This is a genomic window from Gammaproteobacteria bacterium (assembly GCA_036383255.1).
Lineage (GTDB): Bacteria > Pseudomonadota > Gammaproteobacteria > Natronospirales > REEB76 > DASUBN01.
Genome location: DASVOS010000014.1, coordinates 89,826 through 101,537, shown reverse-complemented (window position 1 = coordinate 101,537; position 11,712 = coordinate 89,826). Strand labels below are relative to the sequence as shown.

Sequence of the window (11,712 nt, the reverse complement as noted above, 5' to 3'; positions counted from 1 at the left end):
GCTCCCGCACCCGCGGCTTCCACGCGCCCGCCCGCTCCCGCGTCCGTGCCGCCTCAGGCCGCCGCGCCGCAGGCGGCGACTAACGCGACACCGGCGCCGGCCGCCTCCACCCAGCCGGCCAGTGGCTCTGATGAATCCCATCCCGGCAATCCCTGAGCCCGTCGCGGACCACGCCGCGGCGTCGCCGCAGCGCATCCCCTTCTCCTTCGCCAAGCGCCACGGCCTCCTGGTGGAGGGCATCGAGGACGGACAGGCGCTGCTGGTGCATCGGGGGGATGTGAACCCTGAGGCACTCATCGAGGCCCGCCGCGTGCTGGGCCTGCCGCTACGCTTGCGCGAGGTATCCCGCGGCGAGTTCGACACGCTGCTGCAGCTGGCCTACGAGGGCCAGAGCGGCAGCGCAATGGTGATGGACGACCTGGATGGCAGCCTGGATCTCGACAGCATCGCCCAAGCGCTGCCGGAGCCGGAGGACCTGGTCGAGAGCGAGGACGATGCGCCCATCATCCGCCTCATCAACGCGCTCCTCACCGAGGCGGTGAAGGAGAACGGCTCCGACATCCACATCGAGCCCTTCGAGAACCGCCTGGTGGTGCGCTTCCGCGTGGATGGCGTGCTCCGGGTGGTGCTGGAGCGCAAGCTCGGCGTGGCGCCGCTGGTGGTGTCGCGCATCAAGGTCATGGCCAAGCTCGATATCGCCGAGAAGCGCCTGCCCCAGGACGGCCGCATCTCGATCCGCATCGCGGGACGCGCGGTGGACGTGCGCGTCTCCACCATCCCCTCCGGCCACGGCGAACGCGTGGTGCTGCGACTGCTCGACAAGCAGGCGGGCCGCCTGGACCTCGAACACCTGGGGATGGAGGCCAAGACCCGCGACCTCATCAACGAGGTCATCCACAAGCCCCACGGCATCATCCTGGTGACGGGCCCCACCGGTTCCGGCAAGACCACCACCCTCTATGCCTCGCTGGCGCGGCTCAACGACCGCAGCCGCAACATCATGACCGTCGAGGACCCCATCGAGTACTACATCGACGGCATCGGCCAGACCCAGGTGAACGCGCGCGTGGACATGACCTTCGCGCGCGGGCTGCGCGCGATCCTGCGCCAGGACCCGGACGTGGTGATGGTGGGAGAGATCCGCGACCTGGAGACCGCCGAGATCGCGGTGCAGGCGAGCCTCACCGGCCACCTGGTGCTCTCGACGCTGCACACCAACACCGCCGTGGGCGCGGTGACGCGCCTGCGCGACATGGGCGTGGAGCCCTTCCTGCTCTCCTCCTCCCTGCTGGGCATGCTGGCGCAGCGCCTGGTGCGCCTGCTCTGTCCCGACTGCAAGCAGCCTTACACGGCGGGCGAGCGCGAGATCAAGGTGTTCGACCTGCCGAAGTCGAAGCCGCCGACCCTCTACAAGCCGGTCGGCTGCGAGCTCTGCAAACGCACCGGCTACCGGGGCCGCACCGGCATCTACGAGTTCGTGATGGTGGATGAGGAGATGCGCTCCATGATCCACGACGGCAGCGGCGAGCAGGCGCTGGAGAAGCACGCCCGCACGCTCACCCCCAGCATCCGCGACGACGGCAAGCGCCTGGTGCTGGCCGGCCTCACCAGCGTCGAGGAAGTGCTGCGCGTGACCCGCGAGGGCTGACATGGGCGCATTCGTCTACATCGCACTCGACAACCAGGGCCGCGAGAAGAAGGGCGTGCTGGAAGGCGACACGCCGCGCCAGGTGCGCCAGCAGCTGCGCGAGCAGGGCCTGACGCCTCTCGAGGTCAACGAAGCCGCCGCCCGTGAGACCCGCGAGTCCAGCGGCTTCGGCAGCCGCCGCGGCGTCAGCGCCTCGGACCTCGCCCTCGTCACCCGCCAGCTCGCCACCCTGGTGCGCTCCGCGCTGCCGGTGGAGGAAGCGCTGCTGGCAGCCTCCGAACAGTCCGAGAAGCCGCGCCTCAAGAGCATGCTGCTCGCGGTGCGCGCCCGCGTGATGGAGGGGCATACCCTGGCCCAGGGCCTCGGCCAGTTCCCGCACGTGTTCCCGGAGATCTTCCGCTCCACCGTCGCGGCCGGCGAGCATTCCGGACACCTGGATGGGGTACTTGAGCGCCTGGCGGACTACGCGGAAGGCAGGCAGGTGCTGCGCCAGAAGATCGGCCTGGCCATGCTCTACCCCATCATCCTGACCTCGGCGGCGCTCTTGATCGTCGCCTTCCTCATGACCTACGTGGTGCCCAAGATCACCGCCGTGTACGTGCAGTCCGGCAAGGTGCTGCCGATCCTCACCCGCATCCTGATCGCGATCTCCGACTTCCTGCGTCACGACGGCATCTATCTCGTGATCGCGCTGGGGCTCGGCTTCGTCGCGCTGGTGTACATGTTCCGCAGCCCCGAGGTGCGCAAGCGCTGGGACGGCCGCAAGCTCACGCTGCCGCTGATAGGCCGGCTGGTACGGGGCCTCAACACCGCGCGCTTCACCCGCACCTTGAGCATCCTTGCCGGCGCCGGCGTGCCTGTGCTGGAGGCGCTGCGCATCTCCGGCGAGGTGGTGGAGAACATCCCCATGCGCGAGGCTGTGGCGGAGGCGAGCCTGCGGGTGCGCGAAGGTTCCTCCATCAGCCAGGCGTTGCTCAGGAGCCGTCTGTTCCCGCCCATCACGGTGCACCTCATCGCCAGCGGCGAGACCAGCGGCCAGTTGCCGGGCATGCTGGAGCGCGCCGCCCAGCACCAGGAGCGTGAGCTCGAGGCGCTCACCGCCAAGCTGGTGGGCGTGTTCGAGCCGGTGCTGATCCTCGCCATGGGCCTCCTGGTGCTGCTCATCGTGCTCGGCGTGCTGCTGCCCATCTTCGACATGAACACCATGGTGCATTGAACATGAACAAGGGGACGAACGTGAGACTGACTGCCCTGTTGCTGTGCGCGCTGCTGGCCCCGCTGCCGGCGCTGGCCGACACCCCCAACTTCAAGTACGACTGGGTGGAGCTCGGCCGCCAGAGCGTCTCGCCCCAGTACGGCGCCGACCTGAGCGGCCCCTATGCCAACGCGTCCTACACGTTCCTGAGCGGCGTGCAGCTGCACGCCGGCTACGGCAGCCTCGACCTCGGCGCCGGCCTCACCCGCAAGGACTACGAGGTCGGCTTCACCGGCGAGGACGGCATCGGCGAGAGCACGGACGTCTTCACGGATTTGCTCTACCTCAACCATCGGACAGATACGGGCACCGGCGTGACCACCGACGACGGCTACCGCCTGGCGGTGGGCCTGCGCCACCGCGCCTGGAAGCTCCTGGAGGTGGATGGCTGGCTCGCCCACAACTACCTCGCCCAAGGCAGCAACGAACTGGGCCTGGGGGCACTGGTGGATGCCACTTCCTGGCTGGCGGTGGGGTTCAGCTACTCCCACGACAGCAACCAGGCCAATACCACGGCGCTGCGGGTGCGCCTGTATTTCTAGCCTGTAACCGGTGAACTTTCGGCGTGCGGACGGCCTAAGGGATGGGATAATCCCGCATCCGGCCGCCCGCCCCGCGGGCGGCCTTCGTTCCTGCAACGGAGGCTGTCCATGCAGAAGTCCATCCGGTTCCTGCTCCTCGCCCTCACCTGCCTGTTCGCCAGCACGGCGGTATATGCCGCCGACGACGGGACGCCTCCCGATCCCTTCCAGAACCTGAAGTTCCGCAACCTCGGGCCTGCCAGTGCCGGCGGCCGCGTCGCCGCTGTGGTGGGCGTGCCGGGCAATCCCAGCATCTATTACGTGGGTGGTGGTGGCGGCGGCGTGTGGAAGACCACCGACGGCGGCCTGAGCTGGAACGCCGTGTTCGAGCACGAGGCCACCTCCTCCATCGGCGCCATCGCGCTCGCGCCCTCCAACCCCAACTACGTGTGGGTAGGCACCGGTGAGGCGAACATCCGCAACGACGTCGTCGATGGCGCTGGCGTGTACTTCTCGCCGGACGCGGGCAAGACCTGGAAGCTCATGGGTCTCAAGGACGTGGGCCAGATCTCCCGCGTCATCGTCAGTCCCGAGGATCCCGACACCGTCTGGGTGGCCGCGCTCGGCCACACCTGGGCGGCGAACCCGGACCGCGGCGTGTACAAGACCGTGGATGGCGGCAAGACCTGGAAGAAGGTGCTGTACGTGAGCGACCACACGGGCGCCTCCGACCTCAGCATGTCCCCCGCCAACCCCAAGGTGCTGTTCGCCGGCATGTGGCAGGCGGTTCGCCATCCCTGGGAACTGGTGGACGGCGGTCCCGAGAGCGGCATCTGGCGCTCCACGGACGGCGGCGACACCTGGAAGAAGCTCACCAAGGACCTGCCGGAAGGCACCCTCGGCCGCATCGCGGTCACTGTGGCGCCCAGCGACCCGAGCCGGGTCTACGCCATCATCGAGGCCAAGCGCGGCGACGGCCTGCTGTGGTCCTCCAGCGACATGGGCGACAGCTGGTCGAAGGTCAACGACAGCTACAACCTGGACGTGCGCCCGTTCTACTTCTCGCGCATGGTGGTATCGCCGGATGATCCGGACGAAGTGTACTTCCTGTCGTTCTTCATGATGCAGTCCAAGGACGGCGGCAAGACTGCGCATTACGCCGACTCCGGCGTACACGTGGACCACCACGCCCTGTGGATCGACCCGGCCGACCCCAAGCGCATCATCCAGGGCAACGACGGCGGCGTATACCTCAGCCTTGACGGCTCCCATAGCTGGCGCTTCCTGGACGGCATGGCGCTGGAGCAGGACTACATGGTGGCGGCGGACAGCCGCGAGCCCTATACCCTCTGCGCCGGCCTGCAGGACAACAGCGCCTGGTGCGGCCCCTCGAGCTCACTCGCCAACGGCCAGGTGGACGGCAACGACTGGTACAGCGTGACCGGCGGCGACGGCGAGTACGCGGTGCCCGCCCCCAGCGACCCGGACGTGGTGTACGTGGACTCTCAGGATGGGGCCATCACCCGCTTCGACGTGAAGAACAAGCGCACTGTGTTCGTGATGCCCTACCTCCACGGTCCCGGCTTCCTGGCGGACATGACGCTGGCGGACTCCAAGTACCGCTTCAACTGGACCTCGCCCATCGCCGTCTCGCCGAGCGACGCCAACACCGTGTACCTGGGCGGCAACGTGCTGTTCAAGAGCACGGATGGCGGCATCCACTGGAGCGCGATCTCGGGCGACCTGACCCGCAACGACAAGAGCAAGCAGGGCCTCTCGGGCGGCCCCATCAACAAGGACATCTCCGGCGCCGAGAGCTACGACACCATCCTGTCCATCACCCTCGCGCCCACGGATCCCCAGGTGATCTGGGTAGGGACCGATGACGGGCTGGTGCACGTGTCCCGCGACGGCGGCAAGAGCTGGGACGACGCCACGCCGTCCGGAGCGCCCAAGTGGACGCGCGTGTACCAGGTCGGCATCTCGCCCTACGACGCGGGCACCGCGTACGCGGCGTTCGACGGCCATGAGCTGGACGACAAGCACGCCTACGTATACCGCACCACGGACTACGGCAAGAGCTGGAGCCGTATCGACAAGGGTCTGCCGGACCAGCCTGTGATGGTGGTGCGCGAGAGCCCCCACACCAAGGGCTTCCTGGTGCTCGGCAACATGACCGGCCTGTGGTACTCGCATGACTCCGGCGGTCACTGGCAGCAGCTCAAGGCGGGCTTCCCCACCGTACCGGTGTTCGACGTCAAGTTCGTGCAGCACGACCTCGCTGTCGCGACCCACGGCCGCGGCCTGTTCGTGTTCGACGACACCCGTCCGCTCGAGCAACTCGACGAGAAGGCGGCGGGCAAGGACTTCCACCTGTTCGACACGGCCACGGGCACCCACTTCGTCACCTGGTACCGGGGCGGCGAGACCCAGGTGGGCTACAGCGCGCCGAACGCGCCCAGCGGCGTGGTGGTGGACTACCTGCTCAAGAAGGAGATCAAGGACGAGGACGACAGCGACGAGAAGACCCCGGTGAAGCTCGTGTTCACCGACGCCTCCGGCGCGGTGATCGCCACCCACTATGGGCCCTCCAAGCAAGGCGTGAACCGCTTCGTGTGGAACATGCAGTACGACTCGCCCACCAAGCTGGACTTCGAGAAGTCCTTCCAGGGCGGCGACTTCTTCGGCGGCTTCGGCCCACGGGTGCTGCCCGGCACATACAAGGTGGCGGTCACCGTGAACGGCAAGACCGAGACCGCTCCCGTGCAGGTGCGCTTCGACCCGAACCAGAAATACGCGGCGGAAGACGCGAAGGCGCAGACCGTCCTCGCCCTCAAGATCCGCTCCGAGCTCACGGCCTACGCCGAGATGCTGAACCGCCTCACCGCCATGCAAGGCTCCCTGAATGGCTTCACCGGCAAGGTGGACGCCATGGAGGACGCGGACAAGGCCAAGTACAAGGGTGCAGTGGACCAGGCCAAGGCCCTCTCCAAGAAGCTCAAGGAGCTGAAGGAGTCGGTCTACAACACCGAGGTGCAGAAGGACGCGGTGGAGGACGACATCCACTACCTCGCCAAGCTGGACACCCAGCTGCAATACCTGTTCTATGGCGTGTCGGGCGATCCGCAGCCCATGCTGCAGTCTGTGACGGACCTGGACGCTGAACTCACGCCCAAGCTGGACCAGGCGCTGGCGAAGTTCAACGCGCTCCTGCAGCAGGACGTGGCGGACTACAACAAGACCGCCTACGCCGCCGGGGCCCCGACCCTGCTGGTGGGAGACCCGGTGACAGTGAAAGCCGCACCCAAACTCTAAGCCCTGATTTTCTGCACATGCGGGCGGCCTCCCGGCCGCCCGTTTTCTTTACGTTCAGGTATATCCAAACCCGACCTCCGGTGTTTACCCCATTGCCGCACACCGGCGTGCTGCTAGATTCAATTCCGATTGCCGCTCGACATATCCCGTGGCGCGCGGTGCCGGATGGAACCGGCAACAGGGAGGAAGGAACCTCATGGACAAGCGTATCCGTCTTCGCATCTTGGGCCTCGCCGCCGCCGGCGCGCTCTCAGCCGCCCTCGCGGCGCCGGCTTCCGCCACGCTGCTGTGGAGCAACACCGCCACCCATGGCATCGGCCTCGCGGATCTCGCGATCACCGCCCAGGCCCTGGGGCCCCTGCCGGCCAACACGCCGCTGCATGTGGTGGTGGGCCTGAGGCTGCGCAATGCCGCGCAGCTTGCGAACACCATCAGCGCGGTGAACACGCCTGGCAGCGCGAGCTACGGCGATTTCCTCACCCCCGCCGAGTTCACTTCCGCGCACGGCCCCACCGCGGCCCAGGTGCAGGCGGTGGAATCCTACCTCGCCAGCAAGGGCTTCACCCACGTCACCGCGCCGGCCAACGGCATGTATGTGAGTGGCGATGGCACCGCCGCCGCGGCACAGGCGGCGTTCAACACACCCATCTGGCAGTATCAGGTCTCGGGACCCAATGGCGCGCCGAGCCGCACGGTCTACGCCAATACCCAGACCGCGCAGGTCCCCTTCAACCTGGGCAGCGTGGTGCTCTCGGTCGTGGGCCTGCAGAACGTCGACACCTTGCACACGCGGCTCGGGTCGTGGCCCGCCGCTGCGGCCGCGCCCGCCGCGCCCCTGAGCCTGCCGCAGATCCCGGTGACGCTCTCGCCGCAAAACCTCTGGAAGATCTACGACGCCGGCAGTGTGCCGGCAGCCTCCGGCACCACCATCGCGATCTTCGCCGAAGGCAGCCTTGCCGGCATCCTGCCGGACCCGGCCAACCCCTCCTCGCCCAATGACCTGCGCCAGTTCGAGGCGGAGTACGGCCTGCCCCAGGTGCCGGTGGAGATCGTGCAGGTCGGGCCGGCCAGCGACGACACCAGCGGCGCGGTGGAATGGGACATGGACACCCAGGAGTCCACGGGCCTCGCAGGCGACGTGGCGAAGCTCATCGTGTACGACGCGGCTTCCCTGAGCGACACCGACCTCATCCCGGCCTTCAATGCCTTCGTCACCGAAGACCGGGCGCAGGCGGGCAGCGCGTCCTTCGGCGGCTGTGAGGTCCTCGAGTTCGTCACCGGCTCCTCGCCGCTGTACGCCCAGATCTTCCAGCAGGCGGCGGCACAGGGACAGACGGTGTTCGCCTCCACCGGCGATTCCGGCTCCGCCTGCGCGGTGCTCGGACTCACGAACGGCGTCCCGGCGGGCATCGAGGGCTCCGTGGAATTCCCCGCGTCCGACACCTACGTGGTCGGCGCGGGCGGCACCACCCTGGTGGTGGACGCGGATTTCAACGTCACTTCCGAGCTCGCCTGGGACGCGGGTGGCGGTGGCACCGCCCTCTTCTCCCCGGCTCCCGCCTGGCAGGCTCCCTTTGTCCCGGCGAACGCAGTCATCGCCGCGCTTGGCGGCGGCAAGGGCGTGCCGGACGTGGCCATGGACGCCGACTTCCTGCTGTCGCCCGCGGGCTTCGTGAGCGGCGGCGCGGACACCAGCAACGGCGGCACCAGCCTGTCCTCGCCGTTGTCGCTGGGCGCCTGGGCACGCATCCAGAATGCCCACGGCAACGGACTCGGCCATGCCGGCGCGGTGCTCTATTCCCTCGGCACCCCGGGGCTGCCCTTCTCCAGCGTGCGCGGTTTCCGCGACGTGGTGCTGGGCGGCAACGGCCTCTTCGTCGCGACCCCCGGCTGGGACTTCACCACCGGCCTCGGCAGCTTCGACATCTCTGCGGTGAGCGCCGCCATCGGCAATCCCTGAGATCTCTCCGCCCCAAAGCAAAGGGAGGGCTCTGCCCTCCCTTTTTTCATGTGCCGTGAACCCCGCATGCGGTGAACGACCCGCCAGGGATGGCGGGGCTGGAAAGCGCGCCAGGAATGGTTAACTAAAAGCGGACGAGAGCAGCAGCCCAGGTGAAGCCACCGCCGAAAGCCTCGAGCAGCAGCTTCTGGCCGCGCTTGATACGCCCATCGCGTACTGCCACGTCGAGAGCCATCGGGACTGACGCGCTGGAGGTGTTGCCGTGGTCCTGGAGAGTGAGGATCACCCTCTCCATGGGCAGCTTCAGTTTCTTCGCGGTGCCCTCGATGATGCGCAGGTTCGCCTGGTGCGGCACCAGCCAGTCCAGCTCGTCGCCCTTGAGGTTATTGGCATCCAGGGCCTCCTGCGCCACCTCGCCGAGCTTGGTGACGGCGACCTTGAACACCTCGTTGCCCTTCATCTGGATGTAGTCGCGGCGGGCATGGAAATTCTCGGGCATCTTCGAGACACCCGAGGGGAAATACAGCAGGTCCGCGTACTGGCCGTCGGCATGCACGTGGGTGGAGAGGATGCCGGGCTCGTCGGAGGCCTCCAGCACCACGGCGCCGGCGCCGTCGCCGAACAGCACGCAGGTGTTGCGGTCCTTCCAGTCCACCATGCGTGAGAGGGTCTCGGCGCCCACCACCAGCGCGCGCCTGGCGGCCCCGGTGCGGATGAACTTCTCGGCGATGGTGAGGCCGTACATGAAGCCGGTGCAGGCGGCTTCAAGCCCCAAGGCCATGGGGCCGTGGATGCCGAGCCGCCGCTGCAGCAAGCAGCCCATGTTCGGGAACACCTGGTCCGGCGTGGTGGTGCCGACGATGACGAGGTCGATGTCGGCGGGGGTTACGCCCGCCATCTCCATGGCCTTGCGCGAGGCACGCTCGCACAGGTCCAGGTTGGTCTCGTCGTCCGCCACGATGTGGCGGCGCTCGATGCCGGTGCGCGAACGGATCCACTCGTCGGTGGTCTCGACGATCTTCTCCAGGTCGGCATTGGTCATGACCCGGTCCGGCAGGCAGCGGCCGGTGCCTGCGATGCGCGCGTAGATCTGTTTCATGCGTTCTCCGCCGCGGCCGGAGGCTGTTGCGGCAATTGTTCTTCCATCAGTTTGCCGATGCGCTGGGGCACCTGGTTCTGGACCTCGAGGATGGCGATGCGGATGGCGGCGGCGAAGCCCACGCTGTCGGCGCCGCCGTGGCTCTTCACCACCACGCCGCGCAGGCCCAGCAGGCTGGCGCCGTTGTAGTGCCGGGTATCGAGGCGCTTGCGCACCATCTTCAGCACCGGCATGGCCGCCATGGCCAGGAGCTTGGTGACATAGCTGCGGCGGAACTCCTCGCGGATGATCTGGCTGATCATCTTGGCGAGGCCTTCCATGGTCTTGAGCGAGACGTTGCCGACGAAACCGTCGGTCACCACCACGTCCACGTCTCGGGAGAAGATGTCGTCGCCCTCGACGAAGCCGATGTAGTTGAGGTGGCTGGCGGTGAGCATGCGCGCCGCCTCCTTCACCTTCTCGTTGCCCTTGATCTCCTCCTCGCCGATGTTGAGGAGGCCGACGCGGGGTTCCTTGATGTTGTACACCGCGCTCGCCAGCGCCGCGCCCATCACCCCGAACTGGAACAGCTGCTCGGACGTGCAGTCGGCGTTGGCGCCGAGGTCGAGCATGTGGGTGTGACCGCCATGGGACGGGATCAGCGCGCAGATGGCGGGCCGGTCGATGCCGCTCACGGTCTTGAGCACGAAGCGCGCGGTGGCCATGAGCGCGCCGGTGTTGCCGGCGCTCACGCAGGCATGCGCCTGCCCGGCTTTCACCAGGTCGATGGCGACGCGCATGGAGGAGTCCTTCTTGCCGCGCAGCGCCAGCGACGGCAGCTCGTCGCTGCCCACTTCCTCGGAGGCGTGATGCACGGTGAGGCGCTCGCCGAGACGGGCACGATGGCGCGCCACCAGGGGCTCGAGCGCCTCCTGGCGGCCGACCAGGATCAGCTTGAGCTCAGGATGCTTGCCGAGCATGTTGACGGCCGCGGGCACGGTCACGGAAAGCCCGTGATCGCCGCCCATGGCGTCCAGCGCGATGGTGACGGTGGAGTTCATCGTATGAGCGGAGGCCGGCCCCGTCATGCTGTCACCCGCGCCTGACGCGCGCGGGTGGATGAAGACTCAGTCGTCCCGCTTGGTGTTGAGGATCTTCTTGCCGCGGTAGAAGCCGTCGGCCGTGATGTGGTGCCGGCGGTGGGTCTCACCGGTGCTGGACTCGACCGAGAGGGTCGCGCCACGGAGCGCGTCGTGCGAACGGCGCTGGCCACGGCGGGAAGGGGTCACGCGACTTTTCTGAACAGCCATTTTCCTACTCCTGGATTCACTGGCCGCGCTTGAGCTTGGCCAATTCCGCAAAAGGGTTCTTCTTCTCCACGGGTTCCGCGGCTTGCGCCGCGTGGCCCGGGAGCTCTCCACATGCCGTGTCGCCTTCGTGCCTGGGCACGAGCGGCAACGCCAGCAGCAATTCATCCGCCACCAGCTCCTTCAGGTCGACGTCACCGTCGGCCGAGAGCAGCGGCTCGTATTCCTCGGACAAGCCGGCGAGCTGCTCGTCCGACTTCACCCATGCCAGGTTCGGCTCCGCGTGCACCGCGAGCTTCACCGGCTCCAGGCAGCGCTGGCAGGTCAGCTCGAGTTCGGCGTCGATGCGGCCCGTGACCGTCACCTGCCGCGCCGCGTCCTTGCCGGCTTCGAGCGCCACCTTCACCTCTCCCCGGTCCGAGGCCAGCACCGCGGCCAGCCGCGGCAGCGATCTCACCGGCAGGCGTCCTTCCAGGCCGTAGGTCTGGCGGGCAGCGCGGGCGAGATCCAGGGAGGGCGGCAAAGCGCCTGACATAAGCGCGCAATCATACTTTTCCGGACCGCTCGTGTCAAAGTTTGAAGCGCCAAGCCCTTGTTTTTACAGCGTCTTGTGCCGGGAGCCGCTTCC

At 67.7% G+C, this 11,712-nt stretch carries 9 protein-coding genes; 5 read left to right on the top strand and 4 right to left on the bottom strand.

The window, feature by feature from the left end; all coding sequences use genetic code 11:
- Window positions 1–130: 130 nt before the first annotated feature.
- From gspE to VF651_09930, 5 genes are all read left to right on the top strand, one after another.
- Window positions 131–1,648, top strand: coding sequence for a type II secretion system ATPase GspE (gspE, locus tag VF651_09950; protein ID HEX7966030.1), 1,518 nt, complete (start codon window positions 131–133; stop codon window positions 1,646–1,648).
- 1 nt (window position 1,649) lies between these two features.
- Window positions 1,650–2,864 carry a type II secretion system inner membrane protein GspF gene (gene gspF, locus VF651_09945; GenBank protein HEX7966029.1) on the top strand — a complete coding sequence of 405 codons (1,215 nt, stop codon included), beginning with the start codon at window positions 1,650–1,652 and terminating at the stop codon, window positions 2,862–2,864.
- A 20-nt stretch (window positions 2,865–2,884) separates the two neighbouring features.
- Entirely contained in the window at window positions 2,885–3,445 is a 561-nt protein-coding gene (locus tag VF651_09940) for a hypothetical protein (GenBank protein ID HEX7966028.1), read from the top strand.
- 108 nt (window positions 3,446–3,553) lie between these two features.
- Window positions 3,554–6,739, top strand: coding sequence for a glycosyl hydrolase (locus VF651_09935; GenBank protein HEX7966027.1), 3,186 nt, complete (start codon window positions 3,554–3,556; stop codon window positions 6,737–6,739).
- A gap of 196 nt (window positions 6,740–6,935) precedes the next feature.
- A complete protein-coding gene (locus tag VF651_09930) occupies window positions 6,936–8,699 on the top strand; it encodes a S53 family serine peptidase (protein ID HEX7966026.1) in 1,764 nt (587 codons plus the stop codon).
- Between the two features lie 124 nt (window positions 8,700–8,823).
- Here VF651_09930 and VF651_09925 read toward each other — a convergent pair whose 3' ends face one another.
- The 4 genes from VF651_09925 to VF651_09910 all read right to left on the bottom strand — a co-directional run bounded on the left by VF651_09925 (window position 8,824) and on the right by VF651_09910 (window position 11,619).
- Window positions 8,824–9,798, bottom strand: coding sequence for a beta-ketoacyl-ACP synthase III (locus tag VF651_09925; GenBank protein HEX7966025.1), 975 nt, complete (start codon window positions 9,796–9,798; stop codon window positions 8,824–8,826).
- Window positions 9,795–10,838, bottom strand: a complete 1,044-nt coding sequence (plsX, locus tag VF651_09920) for a phosphate acyltransferase PlsX (protein HEX7966024.1) — start codon at window positions 10,836–10,838, stop codon at window positions 9,795–9,797. The genes VF651_09925 and plsX overlap by 4 nt, the downstream gene beginning before the upstream one ends.
- A gap of 66 nt (window positions 10,839–10,904) precedes the next feature.
- Complete coding sequence (gene rpmF / locus VF651_09915) at window positions 10,905–11,087, bottom strand: 50S ribosomal protein L32 (GenBank protein HEX7966023.1); 183 nt, start codon at window positions 11,085–11,087, stop codon at window positions 10,905–10,907.
- 16 nt (window positions 11,088–11,103) lie between these two features.
- Window positions 11,104–11,619, bottom strand: a complete 516-nt coding sequence (locus VF651_09910; GenBank protein ID HEX7966022.1) for a YceD family protein — start codon at window positions 11,617–11,619, stop codon at window positions 11,104–11,106.
- Between the last annotated feature and the right edge of the window lie 93 nt (window positions 11,620–11,712).

Coding starts and splice junctions, on each gene's coding strand:
- gspE (HEX7966030.1), top strand. CDS start 131: ATGAATCCCATCCCGGCAATCCCTGAGCCCGTCGCGGACCACGCCGCG.
- gspF (HEX7966029.1), top strand. CDS start 1,650: ATGGGCGCATTCGTCTACATCGCACTCGACAACCAGGGCCGCGAGAAG.
- VF651_09935 (HEX7966027.1), top strand. CDS start 3,554: ATGCAGAAGTCCATCCGGTTCCTGCTCCTCGCCCTCACCTGCCTGTTC.
- VF651_09930 (HEX7966026.1), top strand. CDS start 6,936: ATGGACAAGCGTATCCGTCTTCGCATCTTGGGCCTCGCCGCCGCCGGC.
- VF651_09925 (HEX7966025.1), bottom strand. CDS start 9,798: ATGAAACAGATCTACGCGCGCATCGCAGGCACCGGCCGCTGCCTGCCG.
- plsX (HEX7966024.1), bottom strand. CDS start 10,838: ATGAACTCCACCGTCACCATCGCGCTGGACGCCATGGGCGGCGATCAC.
- rpmF (HEX7966023.1), bottom strand. CDS start 11,087: ATGGCTGTTCAGAAAAGTCGCGTGACCCCTTCCCGCCGTGGCCAGCGC.
- VF651_09910 (HEX7966022.1), bottom strand. CDS start 11,619: ATGTCAGGCGCTTTGCCGCCCTCCCTGGATCTCGCCCGCGCTGCCCGC.